The organism is Actinomyces lilanjuaniae (assembly GCF_003606385.1).
Lineage (GTDB): Bacteria > Actinomycetota > Actinomycetes > Actinomycetales > Actinomycetaceae > Actinomyces > Actinomyces lilanjuaniae.
This window is the reverse complement of the sequence record NZ_CP032514.1, coordinates 2388255-2412002: the sequence shown is the minus strand read 5'-3', so window position 1 is coordinate 2412002 and position 23748 is coordinate 2388255. Positions and strand designations below refer to the sequence as shown.

The following is a 23748-nucleotide window of genomic DNA, read 5'->3' as shown; positions in this document are numbered from 1 at the left end:
CCTGCCCGGGCTGGTCCTGCTCGGGGCAGGTGCCGACCAGCTTACTGGTCGGGCTCAGTCCTGTCGGTCCTGCGGGCGGGTCGCCCGGTGCACGGCGACGATCCCCCCGGAGAGGTTTTTGTAGCCAACACCGCGCCACCCGGCCTGGTGCATGAGCCGGGCTAGCCCGGTCTGGTCGGGCCAGGCCAGGATCGACTCGCCCAGGTAGTCGTAGGCCTGGCTGCTGGAGGACACCAGGTGCGCGGCCGCAGGCAGGACGGTGCCCAGGTAGGAGCGGTACAGGCGACGCAGCACGGGGTGCACAGGTGTGGAGAACTCTGCCACCACCAGCCGTCCCCCGGGCCGGGTCACGCGGGCCATCTCCTTCAGGGCGCGCAGCGGGTCCTGGATGTTGCGCAGACCGTAGGAGATCGTGGAGACGTCGAAGGAGGCATCGGGGAACGGGAGGTTCATGGCGTCCCCGACCACGAAGTGGACACCGGGGTGGCGGCGTCGGCCCTCAGCGACCATTCCGGCGGAGAAGTCGCAGGCGAGGACCTGGGCTCCTGCGGCGGCGTACCCGGCGGCGGAGGTTCCCGTCCCGGCAGCCAGGTCCAGGACCTTCCTGCCCGGCGCCGGCTCCACGGCGGCGCGGGTGACGGCGCGCCACATGCGTACCTGGAACAGGCTGGCGAGGTCGTTGGTGAGGTCGTAGCGGCGGGCGACGGCGTCGAACATCGAGGCGACCTCGCCGGGGTCCTTGGCGAGACTGGCTCGGCGGGAGGCTGGGCTCATGGGGACATCATCTCAGGCCGGGGCCGTGTCCTGGGCCCAGGGGCGGCCCGGGGTGCGGAGGGGAGGACGGAAGGGAAATTCGTCATTCCGCTAAGTCGTAATTCGTGCGCAACAGGGGCGGGGGAAGCTGTGGGAGGCTTGCCCCGTCTTCCCGGCACGGCAACGAAAGACCCCGGTCTCGGTAGTGCGGTCAAATGGAAGGGTCGCCCTGGGTAGAGTCGGTCCAGCACCGTCTCCCGAGGGGAAGGTCCCAAGGGTGGTGCGTGTCGTGCTCAGGTGCAGGAGAGGGGACGTAATGACGACGGCGACCACGGCGCTAAGCGGTCGCGCCGCCCGGTCTGCCGGTACCCCGGCTCCTGAGAGGGCAGGTGCTGTCAGCCGTGACGAGCGAGAGGCTGACGTCATCGTCGTCGGAGCGGGCCCCGCCGGGTCCGCGGCCGCCTACCACCTGGCGGTCCTCGGCCTGGACGTCCTGCTCCTGGAAAGGAGTCGGCTCGGCCGGGACAAGGTCTGCGGAGACGGGCTGACCCCCTCGGCGGTGCGTGAGCTGGTCCGGATGGGGGTTGATACCTCGAGCTGGCAGCGCAACGAGGGCCTACGGGTCGTCGGCGGGGGTCACAGGCTCCACTTTCCCTGGCCCGAGCAGCCCTCCTTTCCCTCCTACGGCCTGGCCAGGCGGCGCTGCGACCTTGACGAGGACCTGGCCCGCCACGCCCAGCGTGCCGGGGCGCGGCTGCTCACTGGCGTCACCGTCACCGCGCCGGTGTCCTCCGGGGGAGGCCAGGTTACCGGCGTGGAGGCCCGGCCCTCGCGCTCGGTGGCACAGCCTGCCATTGAGGGGCCGACCACCTTCACGGCCCCGCTAGTCATTGACGCGGGAGGCGTCTCAGCCCGGGTGGCCACGGCCGTGGGCCGCACCAAGGACGGTGGCAGGCCCTTGGGGGTGGCGGTGCGCGCCTACTTCCGCTCCCCGCGCGCCCAGGACACCTGGATGGAGTCCCAGCTCGAGCTGTGGGACGGCCCGCCGGGGTCCAGCAGCCTCCTGCCGGGCTACGGCTGGATCTGGTCGGTCGGGGACGGGCTGGTCAACGTCGGCCTGGGGTCGGTGGCGTCCAGCGCCTCGGCCGCCGCCTCCCGCAGCATCGACTACCGGGCAGTCTTCGCCGCCTGGATGCGCAACGTCCCTGCCTCCTGGGAGCTGACTGCGGACAACCAGGTCGGCCGCCTGGCCAGCGCGGCCCTGCCTATGGCCTTCAACCGCAGGCCCCACTACGAGCGTGGCCTCATGCTGCTGGGTGACGCCGGGGGCATGGTGTCCCCCTTCAACGGGGAGGGGATCGCCCAGGCGCTCCTGTCGGGGCGGCTGGCTGCCGAGGCGGCTGCCCAGGGGGCGGCGCGCTCCACCACGGCGGGCCGGGAGCAGGCCCTGGCCCAGTACCCTCGGGCGCTGGCTGCGGAGATGGGGGGCTACTACACCCTGGGACGAGTCTTCGTCTCCCTGATCGAGCACCCGGAGGTGATGCGCCTGTGCACCCGCTACGGGCTGCCGCGCAAACGCCTCATGCGGGTCGTGACCAAGCTTCTCTCGGACGGTTGGGAACGTCGCGGAGGCGACGGGGTCGACCGCCTCATCCAGCTCCTGACAAGGATGGTGCCCTCAGCATGAACCCGTACGCGTCACTGCTCATCATGGCCGGGGTGGCTCTCCTGGTCGCCGTCGGGGGGCTCGCGCTGAGCGCCGTCATCAGCCCGGGACGGCGCAATCGGGTCAAGGTCGCCAACTACGAGTGCGGTATCGACCCTACCCCCGCCAACACCGAGCACGGCCGCTTCCCCGTCTCCTTCTACCTGGTGGGCATGACCTTCATCATCTTCGACGTGGAGGTGGTCTTCCTCTACCCCTGGGCCACGGCCTTCGCCCGGCTGGGGTTCTTCGGGCTGAGTGCCGCGCTTGTCTTCATCGCCCTGATCACGGTGCCCTACGTCCTGGAGTGGCGCCGTGGCGGACTGGACTGGGACTGAGAAAGGACGCTGGTCATGAGCATGAAGAAGCACAACGCCTTCATGGCGTCCATCCCCTCCAAGCGGGACGACCCCTACGCGCAGGCAGCCAGCGAGGTGGACTCGCCCGGCTTCCTGCTCACTACTGTGGAGCGGCTGGCAGGCCTGGCGCAGGCCCGGTCCATGTGGCCGGTAACCATGGGGCTGGCCTGCTGCGCCATTGAGATGATGGCGGCGGGTACCCCCCGCTTTGACATGTCGCGCTTCGGGTGGGAGGTCTTCCGGGCATCGCCGCGCCACGCCGACGTCATGATCGTCTCCGGCCGTGTCTCCCACAAGATGGCGCCCATTGTGCGCAACGTCTACGACTCCATGCCGGAGCCCAAGTGGGTCATCTCCATGGGGGCCTGTGCCTCCAGCGGTGGGATCTTCAACAACTACGCCATCGTCCAGGGGTGCGACCACATCGTCCCGGTGGATATCTACCTGCCCGGCTGCCCTCCGCGCCCCGAGATGCTGCTCAACGCCATGCTGGAGCTGACCCGCCAGGTGGAGCGCAAGCCGCTGTTCGGCCACCGTGAGGAGATTGCCCGGGCGGTGGAGGCCGCCGCGCTGGAGGCCGCTCCCCTCCACGAGATGAAGGGGCAGCTGGCATGAGTGACACGACTGGCAAGACCGTTGCCGACCCCGCTGCTGGCAAGGGTGCTGAGGGTAGCCAGGGGGCTGTGGCAGCCGTTCCCGCTGTTGCCGAGGTTGTGCCCGGGACCCCCGTGCGTCCCGAGCTGCGGGCCGAGGTGATCTTCACCGGCACGGGCCAGTTCGGCGCTGCTGACGCCGGGGACACCTCCGGCTACGGGGGCCACCGAGAGGTCACCACCCTGGCTCCCGCCGCTACGCGTCCCTACGGCTCCTGGTTCGACGACGTCGTCGACCACCTCATTGAGGACCTGGTCGCTGCCGGGGTGGACCCGGCCGAGGCTGTTGAGAAGGTCGTGGTCGAGCACGGCGAGCTCACGCTGTTCGTTGCCCGGGAGCACCTGCTCGACGTGGTCCGCCCCCTGCGCGATGACCAGGACCTGCGCTTCGAGCTGTGCCTGGGTACCAGCGGCGTGCACTACCCCCAGCTTGCGGGGCGCGAGCTCCACGCCTGCCTGGAGCTGATGAGCCTGACTCACGGCGGACGCCAGCTGCGCCTGCAGGTCGCCTGCCCCCAGGCCGACCCGCACGTACCCTCCGTCGTGTCCGTCTATCCGGGCAACGACTGGCACGAGCGTGAGACCTGGGACCTTATGGGGATCGTCTTCGACGGACACCCCAGCCTGACGCGTACCGCCATGCCCGACGACTGGGTGGGCCACCCCAGCGCAAGGACTACCCGCTGGGCGGTGTCCCCGTGGAGTACCGGGGCGCTACCACCCCGCCTGCCGACACCCGGAGGTCCTACCGCTGATGAGTACCACCGTTCACGCCACCGGCCCGGCCACCGACAACCTGGCCGCAGGGGCAGAGCAGTTCACCCTCAGTGGGGGGGACTGGGACGAGGTCGCCGCCCAGATCGCCGCGCGCGACGAGGCCGACCGTCTACGCAACGACCGCATCGTGCTCAATATGGGCCCGGTTCACCCCTCGACCCACGGAGTGCTGCGTCTGGTGCTGGAGGTTGACGGGGAGACTGTCACCGAGGTCCGTGTGGGCACCGGCTACCTCCACACCGGTATCGAGAAGAACATGGAGTACCGCACCTGGGTCCAGGGCGAGACCTTCGTGACCCGCATGGACTACGTGGCCCCCTTCTTCCAGGAGGTGGGCTACGCCCTGGCGGTGGAGAGGCTTCTGGGGATCACCGAGGACGTCCCGGAGAAGGCCACGGTGACCCGTGTGCTCCTCATGGAGCTCAACCGCATCGCCTCCCACGTGGTCGCGGTGGGTACCGGGGGCAACGAGATGGGTGGTACCACGCTCATGACCATCGCCTTCCGGTGCCGCGAGAACATCCTCAAGGCCTTTGAGATGGTCTCCGGCCTGAGGATGAACCACGCCTTCGTCCGCCCCGGGGGGCTGGCCCAGGACCTCCCCGAAGGCTTCACGGAGTTTGTGCGCTCGGTCATGCCGGACATCAAGAACGACATCCACGAGCTCGAGCTGCTGCTCATGGAGAACCCGATTCTTAAGTCCCGGTTCATCGGGGTGGGAGAGATCAGTCTCGCGGGCGGCCTGGCCCTGGGGCTGACCGGGCCCTGCCTGCGTGCCGCTGGCTACCCCCTAGACATCCGGCGCACCAGCCCCTACTGCGGCTACGAGACCTACGACTTCGATATCCCCGTCTACGACCGCTCTGACTGCTACAACCGCCTGCGTCTGCGCCTGGATGAGGCCTACGAGTCGCTCAGGATCGTCTCCCAGTGCCTGGACCGCCTGGAGGACATCAGTGCTCGTGGCACCGATCCCTCCAACACCACCATGGTGGCCGACCCCACCATCGCCTGGCCCGCCCGCATGGCGATCGCCACCGACGGCCAGGGGCAGTCCCTGGAGCACGTCCGCGAGATCATGGGTACCTCGATGGAGTCCCTCATCCACCACTTCAAGCTGGTGACCCAGGGCTTCCGGGTCCCGGCGGGCCAGGTCTACCAGACGGTGGAGCACGCCAAGGGCGTCCTGGGCGTCCACGCCGTCTCCGACGGCGGGACCCGCCCCTACCGGGTCCACTTCCGGGACCCGTCCTTCTCCAACCTGCAGTCGGTGGCCATGATGGGGGAGGGCGGCATGATCGCCGACCTCGTCCCCGCCCTGGCCTCGATCGACCCCGTCCTGGGAGGTGTGGACCGCTGATGAGCACCACTGAGACCGCCAACGGTGCCGCAGGAGCAGGCGCGGCCGTGCCACAGGTCCCCGCCGGGGCCGACGGCCAGGAGGCCGACCTCGCCGTCACGGCCTCCGCCCTGGGCTACGCTCCCGGGGTCCTGGCCCGGCTCGACGCCGACATCGCTGAGATCATCGCACGCTACCCGGTCGGCCATGAGCGCAGCGCGCTTATCCCCATGCTCCACCTCATCCAGAGCGTGGACGGCTACGTCTCCCCGGCGGGCATCGCCCTGTGCGCGGACCGCCTGGCCCTCACCCGCTCCGAGGTCAGCGCGGTGGCTACCTTCTACAGCCAGTTCCGCCGCCACCCGGCGGGCAGGTACCACGTCGGGGTGTGCACCAACGCCCTGTGCGCTGTCATGGGCGGGGACGAGGTCTGGCAGGCCGTGGCGGACCACACCGGGCTGGGCAGCGACGAGACCAGCGAGGACGGCACCATCAGCCTGGAGCGGCTGGAGTGCAACGCCGCCTGCGACTACGCCCCCGTGGTCATGGTCAACTGGGAGTTCTTCGACCGTCAGACCCCTGCCAGCGCTGTGGCCCTGGTGGAGGCCCTGGAGCGGGGTGAGGACGTGACCCCCACGCGAGGCCCCGAGACGGTGCCGACCTTCCGGGAGAACGAGCGGCTGCTGGCGGGCTTCGAGGACGGCCGGGCACAGGAGGGACCGGGAGCGGGGCAGCCCTCTCTCCAGGGCCTGGGACTCGCCCGCAGCCAAGGGTGGACAGCCCCCCGGGAGACCAGTGAGGAGGACAGCAAGTGAGCGACACGCCTGCCAGCACCCCGGAGGAGGCCGTGGAGCTCGGCTACACCGCTGCGGGCACCCTGACCCCGGTGCTCACCGACTTGTGGGACGTCGAGCAGTCCTGGACCCTGGAGACCTACCGTGCCCACGGCGGCTACCAGGGCCTGGAGCGGGCGCTGACCATGTCCCCCGAGGAGCTGGTAGAGCTGGTCAAGGAGTCCGGCCTGCGCGGGCGCGGGGGCGCGGGGTTCCCCACCGGGCTGAAGTGGTCCTTCCTGCCCCCGCCTGACGGGGGTCCCCGCTACCTGGTGGTCAATGCCGACGAGTCCGAGCCGGGGACCTGCAAGGACATCCCGACCCTCATGGCCAACCCTCAGGCGCTGGTGGAGGGCGTGGCCATCACCTCGCGCGCCATCGGCTGCGACCACGCCTTTATCTACCTGCGCGGAGAGGTCTCCCATGTCTATCGTCGCCTCCTGGCTGCGGTGCGCGAGGCCGCCGAGGCGGGGCTGCTGGAGACGGGTTTCGGGCTGGATGGGCACCAGCCCTTGCGTATCACCGCCCACGCGGGCGCGGGAGCCTACATCTGCGGTGAGGAGACCGCCCTGCTGGACTCCCTGGAGGGGCGTCGGGGCCACCCCCGCCTCAAGCCCCCTTCCCGGCGGTGGCGGGCCTGTACGCCAGGCCCACAGTAGTCAACAACGTGGAGACCATTGCCTCTGTCCCGGGGATCCTGGCCCGGGGAGCCCGGTGGTACTCGGCCATGGGCACGGAGAAGTCCAAGGGGCACGGGATCTTCTCCGTCTCCGGGCACGTCGTCCGCCCTGGCCAGTACGAGGCCCCCTTCGGCATTACCATGCGTGAGCTCATCGAGCTCTCCGGCGGTGTCCGTCCCGGCCACGAGCTGAAGTTCTGGGTCCCGGGAGGGTCCTCGACCCCGATCTTCGGTCCTGAGGAGCTCGACGTCCCCCTGGACTACGAGTCCGTCGTCGGTGCCGGCTCCATGCTGGGCACCAGGGCGCTCCAGGTCTTTGACGACACCGTCTCCGTGGTGCGCGTGGTGACCCGGTGGACCGAGTTCTACCAGCACGAGTCCTGTGGCAAGTGCACACCCTGCCGCGAGGGCACCTACTGGATGCGCCAGATCATGTTGCGCCTGGAGGCGGGACGGGGCCTGCCCGGGGACGTGGACAAGCTGGAGGACATCGCGGGCAACATCGCGGGCCGCTCCTTCTGCGCCCTGGGCGACGCCTCAGCCACTCCGGTCCTGTCCGGTATCGCGAGGTTCCGCACAGAGTTCGAGGCGGGTTACACCACGCCTGCCAGCGAGCTCTTCCCCTACGCCGCCTCCTCCACCTTCGAAAGCACACGGTGAGCTATGACCCAGACGACTGCGACCACGCCTGCTAGCGAGCCTGCCGTCGAGATGGTCTCGATAACCATCGACGGCATGCCCGTGACCGTGGAAAAGGGCACGCTGCTGATCCGCGCGGCAGAGAAGGTGGGGGTGCGTATCCCCCGGTTCTGCGACCACCCGCTGCTGGCTCCCTCCGCCAGCTGCCGTCAGTGCCTGGTAGAGGTGGCTATGCCCGGGCGCGACGGGGTCGTGCGCCCCATGCCCAAGCCCCAGCCCTCCTGCGCCATGACCGCCATGGAGGGGATGGAGATCTCCACCCAGGCCACCAGCGCGGTCGCTGCGAAGGCCCAGGCCGGGACCATGGAGTTCCTCCTGGTCAACCATCCCCTGGACTGCCCCGTGTGCGACAAGGGCGGGGAGTGCCCGCTGCAGAACCAGGCCCTAGAGCTCATGGCCTCGGGTGCCCAGTCGGCCACTCGCTTTACTGACGTCAAGCGGACCTTCCCCAAGCCCCTGCGCCTGACCAGCAACATCTTGCTGGACCGGGACCGCTGCATCCTGTGCCAGCGCTGCGTGCGCTTCGCCGACCAGATTCCCGGCGACCCCTTTATCGCGCTGCAAGGGCGTGGCGGCGGGCACCCGTGCGTGGACATGGACGGCCGTGCCGAGCACTCCGGGGGACTGTACTCTGAGCAGATCGGTCGTTTCGACACCCAGGTGCTCGACTTCCACGACCCCCACCACGCCGGGCAGCCGGGGGACACGGGCCAGGCGGACCAGCAGACCATCCGCGGTGCGCACGGGCTGGCCGGGGACGGCTCCGCCACGGGCCCCGGGGGAGACCCCGCCGTGGTCGGCGGCCTGGCCGCAGGTCCTGGGCTCGGTCACGGTGCTGAGGAGCTGGACGTCTCCGGCCGTCCCTTCGCCTCCTACTTCTCAGGCAACATCATCCAGATCTGCCCTGTCGGCGCGCTGACCAGCGCCCGCTACCGCTTCCGCGCCCGGCCCACGGACCTGGTCTCTACCGACTCGGTGACCGAGCACGACGCCTCCGGCTCCGCTATCCGGGTGGACATGCGGCGCGGAGTGGTGCTGCGGCGCCTGGCAGGCGATGACCCTGAGGTCAACGAGGAGTGGATCACCGACAAGGACCGCTTTGCCTTCCCCTGGTCCTCCCAGGAGGACCGTCTCACCGTGCCGCTGGTGCGCGAGGAGGATACCGGCGAGCTGGTCCCCACCTCCTGGTCTGACGCCCTGGACGTGGCCGCCCGCGGCCTGTCCCAGGCCGTGGCCGACGGCGGTGTGGGGCTGCTGCCCGGGGCGCGCCTGACCCTGGAGGACGGCTGGGCCTGGTCCCGATTCGCCCGGGCCGTCCTGGGGACCAACGACATCGACCAGCGTGTGCGCGACCACAGCGCCGAGGAGGAGTCCTTCCTGACCGCCCGGGTGGCAGGCACCGGCCTGGGAGCGGTGACCTACCGGTCCCTGGAGACGGCCGGGCAGGTGCTTCTGGTGGCGCTGGAGCCCGAGGACGAGTGCGGAGCCTTGTTCCTGCGACTGCGCAAGGGGGTGCGCTCCGGAGGCGTCGCGGTGGCGACAGTGGCGACCAGCCTGACCAGGGGGACCCGTAAGCTGGACGCGACCGTGGTCCTTAGCGCTCCCGGGCAGGAGACCCGGGTGGTGGAGGGCCTTAGTACCAGCCACCCAGGGCTGGTAGAGGCGCTGTCGTCCGAGGGCGCCACGATCCTGGTGGGGGAGCGGGCCGCTGCGGTACCGGGACTGCTCACCGCCGTGGATACCCTGGCCAGGGCCACCAGTGCCCGGCTGGCCTGGGTCCCGCGTCGTTCCGGCGAGCGTGGTGGTGTGGAGGCAGGCCTGCTGCCGGGCCTGCTGCCCGGGGGCAGGCCCGTGGACGACACCGCTGCCCGGACGCAGGTGGAGCAGGCGTGGGGCCTGGAGCAGGGCCACCACCTTCCCTGTGCACCAGGACGTGACACCAGAGCCATCCTGTCCGCCTTGGAGGACGGCAGTCTCAAGGGCGCTGTCGTCGGTGGCGTGGACCTGCGGGACCTGCCCGACCCCGGTCTGGCTGACAGGGGCCTGAGCGGTGCTGGCTTCCTGGTGCAGCTGGAGGTGCGTCGCACCGAGGTCAGCAGGTACGCCGACGTCGTCCTCCCCGTCGCGCCGGCCGTGGAGAAGAACGGGACCTTTGTCAACTGGGAGGGGCGAGTGCGTCCCTTCGGCCAGGCCCACGTCTCTCGCGCGCGTACCGACCGCCAGGTCCTGGGCATGCTGGCTGCGGAGATGGGCTCGGACCTGGGCGTGGACAGCCTGGAGGCTGTCCACGCCACCTACGCCGAGCTGGGGCTGTGGGACGGGGTACGGCCTGACACTGTCAGCGTCCCTGAAACCCAGGGGCGGCCGGGGGACGGCGCCTCCCGCTCCTCCTCGGCGTCGTCGGCTCCCGCCGCCGTGGACGCTGCGGACCAGGTCTCAGCAGACGTGGCGCCAGGCAACGCCCTGCCTGCGGTGCTGGCCACGCACAAGCCCATGCTGGACGCCGGGCGCCTCCTGGAGGGCGAGCCCTTCCTGGCTGCCACCGCCATGCGCCCGGTGGCACGCGTGGGGGCAGATCTTGCTGCCGGGCTGGGGCTGGTCGGTGGCGAGCCTGTCACGGTCTCCACGGAGGCGGGGGCGGTCACGCTGCCGGCTGTCGTGGGTGGTGTGGCTGACGGCTCCGTGTGGCTGCCGGAGTGCTCAGCAGGCTCTGTCGTGCACCAGACCCTGGCGGCAGGGCACGGTTCCTACGTGAGCGTCTCAACCAGTGCGGAGGTCCCCAGGTGACTACGACCCAGTTCCTCGCGACTGCCACCCAGCCGGGTGCCGGAGGCGTGGCCGCCGACTTCTCTCAGGAGACCTGGTGGCTCACCGTCATCAAGGCGGTCTTCATCGTCGCCTTCCTCATCCTCAGCGTCCTTATGGTCCTGTGGGTGGAACGGCGCGGGCTCGGCCGGATGCAGACCCGGCTGGGTCCCAACGTCAACGGCCCCTTCGGGCTGCTCCAGGCGGTCGCTGACGCGGGCAAGCTGATCCTGAAGGAGGACTTCTGGCTGCGGGGGGCCGAGAGAGCCATCTACCTCCTGGCTCCCGTCATTGCCGCGTTCAGCGCCTTCATGGTCTACGCGGTCATCCCCTTCGGACCCCAGGTGAGCATCCTCGGCCACACCACCCCCTTGCAGCTGACCGACTTCCCCGCTTCCGTCCTCTACATCCTGGCTATCACCGCCTTCGGGGTCTACGGCATCATCCTGGGGGGGTGGTCTGCCCACTCCACCTACCCCCTGTTCGGGGCTGTGCGCAGCGCCGCCCAGGTCATCTCCTACGAGCTGAGCATGAGCCTGTCTATCCTCACTGTCTTCCTGGTCTCGGGGACGATGTCCACCTCCGGCATCGTCTCCGCGCAGGAGAGGGTCTGGTGGGCGGTGGCCATGCTCCCCAGCTTTGTCATCTACGTGATCTCGATGGTCGGAGAGGTCAACCGTCTCCCCTTTGACCTGCCAGAGGCGGAGGGTGAGCTCGTGGCCGGGCACATGGTGGAGTACTCCTCCATGAAGTTCGCCTGGTACTTCCTGGCGGAGTACATCAACATGTTCAACGTCTCGGCGGTGTGCGTCACCCTGTTCCTGGGAGGCTGGAGGTCGGTGCTCCTGGCCAGCTTCTGGGAGGGGGCCAACAGCGGGTGGTGGCCCATGCTCTGGTTCGTTGCCAAGGTGTGGGTGGTCATGTTCTTTATGATCTGGACCCGTGGAACCCTGGTGCGCATCCGCTACGACCAGTTCATGAGGCTGGGCTGGAAGGTCCTCATCCCGGTGTCCCTGGCCTGGTTCGTGCTCGTAGCCGTGGTCCAGGCCTACCGCACCTTCTCCGGCGTCTCGGTGCAGTCGCTGCTGCTGGTGCTCGCCGTCGTCTTCCTCGTGGCCATGGTGGTTCTCTTCCTGCTGCCTGACAGCCAGGAGCAGGACGGGACTGAGGAGCCGCAGCTCATCGGTGCGCGTACCGGGGATGACAGCGACCTGGCCGAGGTGACTGTCCCCGGGGAGGAGCACCTGGCCTTTGTCGGCGGCTACCCTGTGCCGCCCCTGCCCGGCCAGCACCTTCCGCCATCCCCGCGAGCCCGGCGTGGCAGGGTGCGGGACCAGGACGGCCACCTCTCCTCGCACCGATCCTCCCAGGACGCAGCGGCACTGCCGTCGTCCACCACCAACCTCACGGCCGACGCCCAGGAGGGACCTGATGACTGACCAGCCCACCGCCCCTCGCGGCCCCTCCGGCCCGCAGTCCCAGGGCGGCTCCGACCACGACCGGTGGCAGCGTGACGCCCCCTCCCTCCTGGCACGGGTCTTTGCTCCCGTCGCCGGGTACGGGGTCACGATCTCCTCCATGTTCCGCCCGGTCGTCACCGAGCAGTACCCCCGTGAGCCGGCCCAGGTCATGCCCCGCTTCCACGGGCGCCACCGGCTCAACCGCTACGACGACGGCTTGGAGAAGTGCATTGGCTGCGAGCTGTGCGCCTGGGCCTGCCCGGCCGACGCCATCTACGTGGAGGCGGCCTCCAACGAGCCGGGGGCCCAGTACTCGCCGGGAGAGCGCTACGGGCGCGTCTACCAGATCAACTACCTGCGCTGCATCTTCTGCGGCATGTGTATCGAAGCCTGCCCGACGCGTGCTCTGACCATGTCCACCGACTTCGACGAGCTTGTCGGCCCCACTCGCACCGGCCTCATCTACGACAAGGACGACCTCCTGGCTCCCGTGCCCGCAGGCGCCGTGGCACCTCCGCACCCGATGGTGGAGGGGACCGAGGACGGCGACTACTACCGGGGCGCGGTCACCGGTCCCACCCAGGCGCAGATCGACTGGGTGAGACAGGCCCGCCCCCAGGACCCCACCCTGTCCACTGCCCGCCCGGTCGCCGGTGACGGTCCTGGCAGCGGGTCCGACGTGGCCAGGGAGGCCGCGCGATGAGCCTCCTTCCCGTCCTAGCCCTGGTCCTGGCAGCTGCCGTGCCGTCTGCCGCCTCGTCCCTCGTGTCGTCTATCACCGCCGTCACCGCCTCTGTCACGGTGCCTTCCTTTGTCTCAGCCGCAGTACCTACCGCCCTGAGCGAGGCTGGCACCCTGTCGGTAGGGGAGAGCGTCCTGCTTGTCGTGGTCGCCCTGGTCACGGTGGCCTGCGGCCTGGGGGTGCTCACCGCCAGGCGTGCCGTGGTGGCGGCTGTCAACATGATCGGCATCATGATCTCTCTGGCCGTCCTCTACATCGCCAACGAGGCGCCCTTCCTGGGCATGACCCAGGTGGTGGTCTACACAGGGGCGGTCATGACCCTGGTCCTGTTCGTCATCATGCTGGTGGGCGTGGGCGGGGAGGAGCCTGTGGCGGGTGCCGGGGGCTCCTACCAGCTCCCTCTCATCGGCCTGCTGGGCCTGGGGCTGGCGACCCTCCTGGCTGCCGTCCTGCACCGTTCCCCCCTCCCGGCTGCGACGGGCCTGCAGGGTGGAGACGCCTCTACTCCGGACCGGATCGCCGAGGTCCTCCTCGGGGACCACGTGGTGACCATGGAGCTGACGGGGATCCTCCTGGTTGTCGCTGCCGTGGGCGCCCTGACGCTGACGCACCGCCAGCGGGTCCGTGCCCGACGCGGCCAGGCCGAGATAGCCGAGGAGAAGATGCGGGCCTACGCCGCCACCGGGGCGCACCCGGGGCAGAAGCCGGTCCCGGGTGTCTACGCCTCGACCAACACCGTGGCCGCCCCGGCGCTGGGTGCTGACGGTCAGGAGGTGACTGAGTCCGTGCCGCGCGTCCTACGGGCCCGTGGCCAGGGCATGGAGCTGTCGGAGGTCTCCCCTGAGATGGGGGTGGCCCAGCGCGCGGGAGAGGTTCTTGAACGCCAGGCCGGCTCCCGGACCACAGGGAAGGAGGCCGCAGGCGGCTCTGGCGACGGCTCAGCAGTGGGTCGGTCCGGGATGTCCTCTATGCCGGGCCAGGCCCCGCCTGTCGTCGAGCAGCCGGTGGCACCCTCACCTGTGCTGCGTGACACCTCGCAGAGCCCAGCATCCGGGCAGGAGGCGGCCGAGGGTGCTGAGGCCGCCGAGGAGGACACCGAGGAGAAGGAGAAGGGGGACCAGTGACTCTTCCTATCGCTGCCTACATCGTCCTGGCCTGCGTCCTGTTCACCCTGGGTGCGCTGACCGTGCTGCTGCGGCGCAACGCGATCATCGAGCTCATGGGTGTCGAGCTCATGCTCAACGCCGTCAACCTCGTCCTGGTGACCTTCTCCCGTCTTCACGGCGACCTCACCGGCCAGGTCTTCGCCTTCTTCGTCATGGTCGTGGCTGCGGCGGAGGTCGTAGTGGGCCTGAGCATCGTCGTGTCCATCTTCCGTACCCGCAGGTCCACGTCGGTTGACGACGTCAACCTGCTCAAGAGCTGACAGGGCTGAGAGGACTGACATGACTGTTGCGACCGGTATCGCCTCCGCGGCGTCCGCGGCTGCCTGCGTCCCCGTGCCCCCCCGGGTCCTTACCCCGGTCTCTCCGGTGCTGGCGGCGGACACGGTGGCCGTGGCCCAGCCGGCCACCGGCCTGGCTGGGCTGGCCTGGCTTCTCGTCGCCGTGCCGGCGGCTAGCGCCGCGGTGCTCCTGCTGGCAGGACGGCGCAGTGACTCCTGGGGCCACTGGCTGGGTCTTCTGGCCTCGTTGGTATCCGCTTGCCTGGGACTGGGGCTCCTGGCCCAGGTCCTGGCCCTGCCCTCCCAGGAGCGTGTCCTCAGTGTGAGCCTGTGGCACTGGTTCTCCTCCGCGGACCTGTCCGTGGACGTCGGGCTGCGGGTGGACCCCCTGTCCCTGACCTTTGTGGTGCTGGTGACCTTTGTGGGCTTCCTGATCCACCTCTACTCCGTGGCCTACATGGGTCACGACCGCGACCGGCGCCGGTTCTTCGCCTACCTCAACCTGTTTGTCGCCGCGATGCTGACGCTGGTGCTCGGCGACAGCTACGTCGTCGTGTTTGTCGGCTGGGAGGGCGTGGGACTGGCCTCCTACCTGCTCATCGGCTTCTGGAACACCGCAGAGGCGGACGCCCCCCGTGCCCAGCGGGAGAAGGCCGTGGACAACGCTGTTGCCGCAAAGAAGGCCTTCGTCATGAACCGTGTCGGCGACCTGGGCCTGCTGCTGGCCATGATGGCCCTGGTGTCGCAGGTAGGCTCGGTCGCCTTCGACACCGTCCTGCCTGCCGCAGCCCGAGGAGAGGTCTCGTCCGGGTGGCTGACGGCGATCGGTCTGTTCCTCCTCCTGGCTGCCTGCGGCAAGTCGGCCCAGTTCCCGCTCCAGGCCTGGCTGGGCGACGCCATGGCCGGCCCTACGCCGGTCTCCGCCCTCATTCACGCTGCCACCATGGTCACCGCGGGGGTCTACCTTATGGTCCGCTCCGGGCCGATCCTGGAGGGGGCGCCGCAGGTGCAGGTGGCCGTAGCCGCTGTCGGCGCCCTCACCCTGGTGCTGGGAGCCGTCATCGGCTGCGCCAAGGACGACATGAAGAAGGTCCTGGCGGCCTCCACGATGAGCCAGATCGGCTACATGATGCTGGGGGCAGGCCTGGGACCCGCCGGCTACGCCGTCGCCGTCTTCCACCTGTTGACCCACGGCTTCTTCAAGGCGCAGCTCTTCCTGGGTGCCGGCAGCGTCATGCACGCCATGGGCGACCAGGTGGACATGCGGCGCTTTGGCGCCTTGTACCGGGTTATGCGGGTCACCTGGGTGACGATGGGTATCGGCTGGCTCGCCATCCTGGGAGTTCCTCCCTTCTCAGGCTTCTGGTCCAAGGACAGGATCATTGAGGCCGCCTTTACCGGGGAGGGTGCTCAGCCCTGGGTCCTGGGGACGGTCGCACTGCTGGGCGCGGGCCTGACCGCCTTCTACATGTCCCGCCTCTTCTTCATGATCTTCCACGGCAAGGCCCGGTGGACCACGAGCAGCGACCTGGAGGGAGAGGTCCACCCTCATGAGTCCGGATGGCTCATGACCCTCCCGCTTATCGTCCTGTCGGTCTTCTCCCTGGGCCTGGGAGGACTGCTCAGCCAGGGGGAGGCCTTCACCACCTGGCTGGAACCGGTCACCGGGCACGTGGACCACTCCGCCCACGAGCCGGTCCTTCCTGTGACGCTCATCATGGGAGGTACTCTGGCGCTGGTGCTCCTGGGGGCGCTGGTCGCCTGGGTCATGTACGCGCGCCGTGAGGTGCCCACCGTGGTCCAGCCGGGCAGCGTCCTGGTGGAGGCGGCACGCCACGACATGTACCAGGACGCCCTCAACGAGGCCGTGGCGATGCGCCCGGGCCAGGGGCTCGTCGCGGCCACGCGGGCCGCCGAGCGCTACGTCGTCGATGGGGCCGTGGAGGGGGCCGCCGTCACCGCCTCGGCCGCGGGCAGCCTTCTCCGGCGTACCGAGTCCGGGTACGTGCGCTCCTACGCCGGGTACATGCTGGGCGGGACCGTCCTTGCCCTGGCCGCCGTCCTGGCAAGCAGGCTCTGAGAGGACACCGCCACATGCAGACTCTTCCCGCAACGCTGCCCGTCCTGACCATCATGGCGGTCCTGCCCCTGGCAGGCGCTGCCCTCCTGTGGCTCCTGCCTCCTCTGCGCCGCTACGCCCGCCTCCTGGGCCTGGCCGTGTCCCTGGCCGTGCTCGCGGTGGGGGTGTGGGCGCTGAGCATGTTCGACCTGTCCCAGGCGGGGACGGTCCAGCTGGCGCAGACCACCCCCTGGATTCCCTCCTTCGGTGCCTACTGGGCTCTTGGTGTCAACGGTCTGGGCCTGTCCATGCTCCTTCTGGGCGCCGTCTTGGTACCGGTGGTGCTGCTGGCCTCCTGGAAGGAGGTCCCCCAGGAGCGTCAGGCCCTTCTCACTGGCCTGGTCCTGGCCCTGGAGGCCTTCGTGGTGGTCATCTTCAGCGCACGTGACCTGTTCCTCTTCTACGTCTGCTTCGAGGCGATGCTGGTACCGGTTTACTTCCTCATCGGGTGCCTGGGCGGACCAGGGCGTCAGCGCGCAGCCCTGAAGTTCCTCCTGTACTCCCTGGCGGGGGGCCTGGTCATGCTCCTGGGCGTAGTCATGCTGGCTATCTACACCTCCGAGAACCAGGTCGGCTTCCTCATCGACACCATGGCGGGCAACCTGACCCTGTCCCCGACCATGTCCCGTTGGCTGTTCCTCAGCTTCTTTATCGCCTTCGCTGTCAAGGCACCCATGGTCCCCCTGCACACCTGGCTGCCTGATGCCGCCGAGCAGGCCACACCCGGCACCTCTGTCCTTCTCATCGGGGTGCTGGACAAGATCGGCACCTACGGGATGGTCACCCTGGTCCTGCCCCTGTTTCCTGAGGCCTCCCGATGGGCCTCCCCGGTCGTGGTGGTGCTGGCCCTGGTCTCAATCATCTATGGCGGCCTGGCCGCTGTCGCCCAGGACAACCTCTACCGCCTCATCTCCTACACCTCTGTCAGCCACTTCGGGTTCATGGTGCTGGGTATCTTCAGCGGGAGCCAGGTGGCCGCCACCGGGGCCATGGTCTACATGGTCGCCCACGGCCTGAGCATCGCCGGCCTCTACCTGGTGACCGGCTTTGTCGCCCGGCGCACCGGGACCGTCAACATCTCCGAGCTCGGCGGGCTAGCTCGTGTGATGCCAGTGGCGGCGGGGACCTTCCTGGTCTCCGGGCTGGCCTCGATCGCCCTGCCGGGACTGTCCGGCTTCGTCCCGGAGTGGATGGTGCTGACCGGGACCTTCTCCGTGTCGGTGCCCCTGGGGGTGGCAGCGGTGACCGGTGTCGTCATCGCGGCCGTCTACGTCCTGCTGCCCTACCAGCGGGTCTTCACTGGCGCCCCCTCCCCGGACAGGACGGGGCTGGGGGACCTGGAGGGCCGTGAGAGGCTGGTGCTGGTCCCGGTCGTGGGGGCCATGCTGGCCCTGGGCCTGGTCCCGGCACCGCTGACCGACCTCCTCGACGACGTCGGGGAGCAGGCCAGCACGGTCGTGAGCCAGCCGACGGCGCAGGTCACGGCCTCCGCGGGGCAGCAGCCCCTGCACGAACACGCACCGCTGCCCGAGCCACGGAAGGGAGCCTGACGTGACCTTCACCGGTCCTGTAATCGGCTGGGGAGCCCTGACCCCGGTCCTCATCGTCCTTGGCGGCGGGGTCCTGGGGGTCCTGGTGGAGGCGTTCGTGCCACGCCGCGCCCGCCTGGCCACCCAGACCCTGCTCAGCGTGGCGGCTGTCCTGGCCTCCGGGGCTGCTTTGACCCTGCGCTTCGAGCAGATGAACCTCCAAGGTCCCTCCCGCACCGCGGCCGGGCTCCTTGAGGACCCCTTTGCCCTGTCCAGTCAGGCGGTTCTGCTGGTCATCGGGTTCCTGTCCGTCCTGGTCATGGCTGACCGCACCGAGGTCGGTGACGGTGCCTTCGCCGCCCAGGCAGCGGATCGTCCCGGTAGCGCCGAGGAGTCAGAGTCCCTGCACGCGGGCTGGACCACGACCGAGGTCTTTCCGCTGGCTCTGCTCTCGCTGGGCGGGATGATGCTCTTCGGGGCCAGCAGCGACCTCATCACCCTGTTCGTCGTCCTGGAGATGGTCTCCCTGCCGCTGTACATCATGGCGGACACGGCCCGGCACCGCCGTCTGCTGAGCCAGGAGGCGGCGCTGAAGTACTTCGTCCTGGGCGCCTTCGCCTCTGCCTTCCTGCTACTGGGGGCCGCCTTTCTCTACGGGCTGTCCGGCGCCGTGGACTACGAGACGATCGCCCTAGCCGCCCAGGGCGAGGCGGGTGCACAGGAGGGGTGGCTGCTCCTGGCCGGACTGGTTCTGGTCTGTGTGGGCCTGCTGTTCAAGATCGCGGCTGTGCCCTTTCACGCCTGGAGCCCCGACGTCTACCAGGGTGCACCGACACCGGTTACCGGATTTATGGCCGCCGGGGTCAAGGCGGCGGCCTTCTTCGCGCTGCTGCGCTTCTTCTACATGGTGGTGGGTCCGCTGAGCGCACAGCTGGCCCCCTTCCTGTGGACGGTTGCAGTAGCCACGATGGTCCTAGGGACCGTGGTCGGTGTCGTCCAGAAGGACGTCAAGCGCATGCTCGCCTACTCGGCCGTCGCCCACGCCGGGTTCATGCTGATCGCTGTCATTACCGACAATCCTCTGGTTGTCGCGCCGCTGACCTTCTACGCCCTGACCTACGGGGTGTCCACCGTGGGTATCTTTGGCCTCATCTCCCTGGTGCGCACACGTCATGACGGTGCGGTGGGTGCCGAGGCCAGCGACCTGGACTCTTTCAGGGGACTCGCCCGGCGCAGCCCGTGGGCTGCCGGGGCGATGACGGTCTTCCTCCTGTCCTTCGCCGGAATTCCTCTCACCGCCGGGTTCATGGCCAAGTTCTACCTCTTCGCCGCAGGTGTCCTGGGCGGGGGCACCTGGCTGGTCGTCGTGGGCGTGGCCTGCTCGGCCGTCTCGGCCTTCTTCTACGCGCGTCTTGTCGTGCTCATGTTCTTCCACGCGCCCCGGGGGGAGGACGGGCAGGACACGGTCGTGGTGGACAGCCAGGGGATGGTGACCACGGCGGTGACCGTGTCCGTGGTGGTCACGGTGCTGCTGGGCGTGTTCCCGCAGGCAGCGTTCGGACTCTTCGCCTAGGCGGCTATGCTCCTGCTGTGATCGGATCGATGCCCCTGAGCGCCCCCCAGCTGGAGGGACGTATCACCCCGGCCCTGGAGGCTGTCGAGAACCGCCTCCTAGAGGTAGTCACCAGTGCAGACGAGACGATCAACCCGCCTACCTCCCACCTGGCGGAGGCGGGGGGCAAACGTCTGCGGCCGGTACTGACCCTCCTCACCGCACAGCTGGGGGATCCTGGGCTGGCGGCGGGTGACGAGGTCCGCGACGCAGGCGTCGCCGTGGAGCTGACCCATATCGCTACCCTCTACCACGACGACGTCATGGACGAGGCGCCGCTGCGACGGGGCGCCCCCAGCGCTCAGACGGTGTGGGGCAACTCTGCCGCGATCCTGACCGGGGACGTGCTGGTGGCGCGTGCCTCCCAGCTTGTGGCCGGCCTGGGACCGCGGGCGGTGCTCGCCCACGCCAAGACCTTTGAGCGCCTGTGCATGGGACAGCTCCACGAGACCCTGCCCCGCCCCGCCGGCACCGACCCGGTGGAGCACTACGTCCAGGTCCTGGCCGACAAGACCGGCTCCCTCATCGCTGTCTCCGCCCGCTACGGTGCCATGCTCACCCGCGCCGGCAGGCGCACCGAGCACGTGGTGGAGGCCTTCGGTGAGAAGATCGGGGTGGCCTTCCAGCTGGCTGACGACGTCATTGACATCATCAGCGACTCGGAGACGACCGGCAAGACCCCGGGAACGGACCTGCGCGAGGGCGTGGACACGATGCCCGTGCTGCTCCTGCGCCAGGCGCTGGCCGCAGGCGAGCTCGATGCCGCCGGGCAGTCGATCCTGTCCACCCTGTCCACCGCCGACCTGGGTGACGACACGGTGCTGGCCGACGTCGTCATGCGTCTGCGCAGCCACCCGGTCCTTGAGCGCACACGGAGCATGGCGATGGAGTGGGCCAGGGACGCCGTGGAGGTCCTGGGCGGGCTGCACGACGCCGTCCTGGAGGGCACCAGGCAGCGACTGGCTGCCGGCCAGGTCACCGACCCCCGCGCCGTGGAGGCTGCCGTGGCTGACGCCCAGGAGCGGGTCAGCCATGTGCGCGACAGCATGGAGCAGTTTGCCCGGCTCCTGGTGGACCGAGCCGCCTAGCATCCTCACCGGTATCGTCAGCGGCGACTATCGGCAGCGACCGTCGGCAGCACTGCCGGTCCCGCCGCCTGCTCTCACCCTGGTGGACCCGGCCTCCGGAGGCGGCTCGACTGCCTATGCGCCTGTGGCACTGGCCGTGTCGGGCTGCAGGCCGTGTGACGGGGACCTGTCCGGGTAAGGCTGTCCTGAGCTCGGGTCAGTCCCTACACTAGGGAGGCCTCCGAGCCGTCTCGCGGTACCGCCCTCGTGACACGTTCGACGTGTTTGTGCAGCCCCTGACCTGGCGCAAGGACAGGAAAGACAGGTCTGTGCCCCGGGTACCTGCCCCAGGACGGTGAGGACCCTGGCCCCGTCCCACCTGACAGGAAACCGACATTGACGACACCGACGACACCGACTCCACGCCCATTCTCCGTTGCCGTTATCGGCGCAGGCCCCGCCGGCATCTACGCCTCAGACATTCTTGTCAAGTCTGGGCTGGACGTGTCCATCGACCTGTTCGAGCGTCTCCCCGCGCCCTACGGCCTCGTGCGCTACGGGGTCGCCCCGGACCACCCCCGGATCAAACAGATCATCGTGGCGCTCTACAAGATTCTTCAACGCGGCGACATCCGCCTGATCGGCAACGTGGAGGTCGGCAGGGACGTCTCCGTGGCTGAGCTGCACGAGCACTACGACGCCCTGATCTTCGCCACCGGGGCCGACACTGACGCCCCTCTGGACATTCCGGGCGTGGAGGCTCCTGAGTGCTACGGGGGCGCGGACTTCGTCTCCTGGTACGACGGGCACCCGGACCACCCCCGGACCTGGGACCTCAGTGCCACGGAGGTTGCGGTCATTGGGGTGGGTAACGTCGCCCTGGACATCTCCCGGGTGCTGGCCAAGCACCCGGCAGACCTCATGACCACCGAGATCCCGGAGAACGTGGCTGAGGTCCTCCGGGAGGCGCCGACCACGGACGTCCATGTCTTTGGGCGCCGTGGCCCGGCCCAGGTCAAGTTCACCCCCCTGGAGCTGCGGGAGCTGGGGAAGCAGCCCGGCGTCGATGTCCTCGTCGACGAGGAGGACTTCGAGTACGACGAGGGCTCCCAGGCTGCCCTGGCCGCCTCCAACCAGCAGCGCCAGGTGGTCAAGGCGCTGGAGGGCTACGCGATGCAGGAGCCGGAGGACCTCACTGCCCCCCACCGGATCCACATCCACCTCTTCCAGGCTCCCACTGAGGTTCTTACCGACGAGGCCGGGCACGTGACTGGTCTGCGTACCGAGCGCACTCGCCTGACCGGGGACGGCAGCGTCGTGGGAACCGGCGAGTTCCGGGACTGGCCGGTCCAGGCGGTCTACCGGGCCGTGGGCTACGCGGGCTCCCCGGTGGAGGGACTGCCCTTCGACCGCGAGCGCCATGTGCTGCCCAACGAGGGTGGACGGGTCATCGCAGAGGACGGCCAGCCGCTCGCCGGTGTCTACGCCACCGGGTGGATCCGTCGCGGGCCGGTGGGTCTTATTGGCTCCACCAAGTCTGACGCCCAGGAGACTGTCGCCAACCTGGTGGCCGATGCCCGCGCCGGGCTTCTCCACGCGACCGCGCAGGAGGACTCCCAGGTCGGCCACGACGCCCTGGTCGCCCTCTTGGAGGAGCGCGGCGTGCCCTATACCACGTGGGAGGGGTGGGAACTGCTGGACGCCTACGAGCGCGAGCTTGGCAGTGCCTGGGGTGAGGTCGAGGGTGGCCGGGGCCCGCGCGAGCGCGTCAAGGTGGTCGCCCGAGAGGCTATGACCGCGGTCTCGCGCTCCACGGAGGTCCCTGACGACCTGATCGGCCAGCCGGAGGCTGACCGTGTACCTCACCGCGTCGCCCACCGTCTCCAGGACAACGTAGAATCGGCTACCTGACCGCGCACCGGCCGCCTGGCGGCCGGTGCGCGGTCAGGACGCGTCATCCAGCCGCGCTGGCCGCAGGGGCCGGGTGTCGGCTGCCCCCCGCTGACGGAAGGCAGGCCCATGCGAGTCGGTATCCCCACTGAGGTCAAGGACAACGAGTTTCGCGTCGCGATCACTCCGGCCGGTGTCCACGCGCTGGTCCAGCGCGGGCACGAGGTCCGTGTCCAGACGGGTGCGGGCCTGGGATCGGCGATCGCGGACCAGGACTACGCTGCGGCAGGGGCGGTCCTGGTAGAGGGGGCTGCACGGGTGTGGGCGGAGTCGGACCTGGTCCTCAAGGTCAAGGAGCCGGTGGCGTGCGAGTACGAGCACATGCGTCGCGGGCAGGTGCTCTTCACCTACCTTCACCTGGCCGCTGACCGGCGGCTGACCGAGGAGCTCCTGTCTCGCGAGATCACCTCCGTCGCCTACGAGACGGTCGAGACTGACGACGGCTCCCTGCCGCTCCTGGCCCCCATGTCCGAGATCGCCGGGCGCCTGGCTGCCCAGGTCGGTGCGGACCAGCTGCTGCGGCCCAGCGGGGGCTCCGGGGTGCTCCTGGGCGGTGCCTCGGGGGTGCGTCGGGGACGGGTAGCGGTCCTGGGAGGTGGGACCGCAGGCTTGTGCGCGGCCCAGGTCAGCCACGGCATGGGTGCCGACGTCACCGTCTTCGACATCAGCCCGACCAGGATGCGCTACATCGAGGAGGTCTCCGGCGGACAGATCCGTACCCGCTTCTCCACGGCGCTGGACGTGGCCCAGGCCTGTGCCGAGTCAGACCTCGTCATCGGCGCCGCCCTGGTGCCCGGGGGGCGGGCACCCCACCTGGTAACCCGTGAGATGGTGGCTGCCATGCGCCCGGGCAGTGTCCTGGTGGACGTCGCCATTGACCAGGGAGGCTGCTTTGAGGACTCCCGCCCGACCACGCACGCCGCGCCCACCTTTGAGGTGGAGCAGGTCACCTTCTACTGCGTGACCAACATGCCCGGGGCCGTCCCCCATACCTCTACCTACGCGCTGACCAACGCCACCCTGCCCTACGTCACCGTCCTGGCGGACCGGGGCTGGCGGGAGGCCTGTACAGCCCGGCCGGACCTGGCCCGGGGCCTGACCACCTACGGGGGCGTCCTCTACACCCGTGGCGTGGGCGAGGCGCTGGGGATGGCCACCGGCTCCGTGGCCGACCTGCTCGAGGGTACAGAGGTATCCTGACGGCTTTCTGCCCGCGCACCAGG

General features: G+C 69.4%; 17 protein-coding genes and 2 pseudogenes. 18 read left to right on the top strand and 1 reads right to left on the bottom strand.

The features are described from left to right. Nucleotides 1-54: 54 nt before the first annotated feature. Nucleotides 55-774, bottom strand: coding sequence for a demethylmenaquinone methyltransferase (locus D5R93_RS10335; protein ID WP_119836656.1), 720 nt, complete (start codon nucleotides 772-774; stop codon nucleotides 55-57). A 295-nt stretch (nucleotides 775-1069) separates the two neighbouring features. On the opposite strand from D5R93_RS10335, the gene D5R93_RS10330 reads away from it, so the two are divergent. The 18 genes and pseudogenes from D5R93_RS10330 to ald all read left to right on the top strand — a co-directional run bounded on the left by D5R93_RS10330 (nucleotide 1070) and on the right by ald (nucleotide 23725). After that, nucleotides 1070-2440 carry a geranylgeranyl reductase family protein gene (locus tag D5R93_RS10330; RefSeq protein WP_120205087.1) on the top strand — a complete coding sequence of 457 codons (1371 nt, stop codon included), beginning with the start codon at nucleotides 1070-1072 and terminating at the stop codon, nucleotides 2438-2440. Then, complete coding sequence (ndhC, locus tag D5R93_RS10325; protein ID WP_119836654.1) at nucleotides 2437-2796, top strand: NADH-quinone oxidoreductase subunit A; 360 nt, start codon at nucleotides 2437-2439, stop codon at nucleotides 2794-2796. Before D5R93_RS10330 ends, ndhC begins: the two co-directional genes overlap by 4 nt. A 21-nt stretch (nucleotides 2797-2817) precedes the next feature. Further along, complete coding sequence (locus D5R93_RS10320) at nucleotides 2818-3432, top strand: NADH-quinone oxidoreductase subunit B (RefSeq protein WP_396027240.1); 615 nt, start codon at nucleotides 2818-2820, stop codon at nucleotides 3430-3432. Then, nucleotides 3429-4225: pseudogene (locus D5R93_RS10315) on the top strand (NADH-quinone oxidoreductase subunit C). The gene D5R93_RS10320 and the pseudogene D5R93_RS10315 overlap by 4 nt, the downstream one beginning before the upstream one ends. Beyond that, nucleotides 4225-5607 (top strand): NADH-quinone oxidoreductase subunit D, encoded by a 1383-nt coding sequence (locus tag D5R93_RS10310; RefSeq protein WP_119836651.1) that lies wholly within the window; start codon nucleotides 4225-4227, stop codon nucleotides 5605-5607. Before D5R93_RS10315 ends, D5R93_RS10310 begins: the two are co-directional and overlap by 1 nt. Further along, nucleotides 5607-6401, top strand: coding sequence for an NADH-quinone oxidoreductase subunit NuoE (nuoE, locus tag D5R93_RS10305; protein WP_120205085.1), 795 nt, complete (start codon nucleotides 5607-5609; stop codon nucleotides 6399-6401). Before D5R93_RS10310 ends, nuoE begins: the two co-directional genes overlap by 1 nt. A 32-nt stretch (nucleotides 6402-6433) precedes the next feature. Then, nucleotides 6434-7758, top strand: a pseudogene (nuoF, locus tag D5R93_RS10300) (NADH-quinone oxidoreductase subunit NuoF). A gap of 3 nt (nucleotides 7759-7761) precedes the next feature. Beyond that, nucleotides 7762-10584: an NADH-quinone oxidoreductase subunit G gene (locus D5R93_RS10295; RefSeq protein WP_120205083.1), complete on the top strand. Its 2823-nt coding sequence runs from the start codon at nucleotides 7762-7764 to the stop codon at nucleotides 10582-10584. Then, nucleotides 10581-12041 carry an NADH-quinone oxidoreductase subunit NuoH gene (nuoH, locus tag D5R93_RS10290; protein ID WP_119836647.1) on the top strand — a complete coding sequence of 487 codons (1461 nt, stop codon included), beginning with the start codon at nucleotides 10581-10583 and terminating at the stop codon, nucleotides 12039-12041. Before D5R93_RS10295 ends, nuoH begins: the two co-directional genes overlap by 4 nt. After that, entirely contained in the window at nucleotides 12034-12765 is a 732-nt protein-coding gene (gene nuoI, locus D5R93_RS10285; protein WP_119836646.1) for an NADH-quinone oxidoreductase subunit NuoI, read from the top strand. Before nuoH ends, nuoI begins: the two co-directional genes overlap by 8 nt. Further along, nucleotides 12762-13928, top strand: a complete 1167-nt coding sequence (locus D5R93_RS10280) for an NADH-quinone oxidoreductase subunit J (RefSeq protein ID WP_120205080.1) — start codon at nucleotides 12762-12764, stop codon at nucleotides 13926-13928. Before nuoI ends, D5R93_RS10280 begins: the two co-directional genes overlap by 4 nt. Further along, complete coding sequence (gene nuoK / locus D5R93_RS10275; RefSeq protein WP_119836644.1) at nucleotides 13925-14230, top strand: NADH-quinone oxidoreductase subunit NuoK; 306 nt, start codon at nucleotides 13925-13927, stop codon at nucleotides 14228-14230. Before D5R93_RS10280 ends, nuoK begins: the two co-directional genes overlap by 4 nt. Nucleotides 14231-14249: 19 nt before the next feature. Beyond that, nucleotides 14250-16328 (top strand): NADH-quinone oxidoreductase subunit L, encoded by a 2079-nt coding sequence (gene nuoL, locus D5R93_RS10270; protein WP_120205078.1) that lies wholly within the window; start codon nucleotides 14250-14252, stop codon nucleotides 16326-16328. 14 nt (nucleotides 16329-16342) lie between these two features. Beyond that, nucleotides 16343-17917, top strand: coding sequence for an NADH-quinone oxidoreductase subunit M (locus tag D5R93_RS10265; RefSeq protein ID WP_120205076.1), 1575 nt, complete (start codon nucleotides 16343-16345; stop codon nucleotides 17915-17917). Between the two features lies 1 nt (nucleotide 17918). After that, nucleotides 17919-19469: an NADH-quinone oxidoreductase subunit NuoN gene (gene nuoN / locus D5R93_RS10260; protein WP_120205074.1), complete on the top strand. Its 1551-nt coding sequence runs from the start codon at nucleotides 17919-17921 to the stop codon at nucleotides 19467-19469. A 17-nt stretch (nucleotides 19470-19486) separates the two neighbouring features. Then, complete coding sequence (locus tag D5R93_RS10255; protein WP_120205071.1) at nucleotides 19487-20596, top strand: polyprenyl synthetase family protein; 1110 nt, start codon at nucleotides 19487-19489, stop codon at nucleotides 20594-20596. Nucleotides 20597-20971: 375 nt separating this feature from the next. Continuing rightward, the gene (locus D5R93_RS10245) at nucleotides 20972-22486 is read left to right on the top strand and encodes an FAD-dependent oxidoreductase (protein WP_120205066.1); all 1515 of its coding nucleotides are present in this window, start codon (nucleotides 20972-20974) and stop codon (nucleotides 22484-22486) included. Between the two features lie 108 nt (nucleotides 22487-22594). After that, on the top strand, nucleotides 22595-23725 hold the full coding sequence (gene ald / locus D5R93_RS10240) for an alanine dehydrogenase (protein WP_120205064.1): 1131 nt from the start codon (nucleotides 22595-22597) through the stop codon (nucleotides 23723-23725). The last annotated feature ends 23 nt before the right edge of the window (nucleotides 23726-23748 follow it).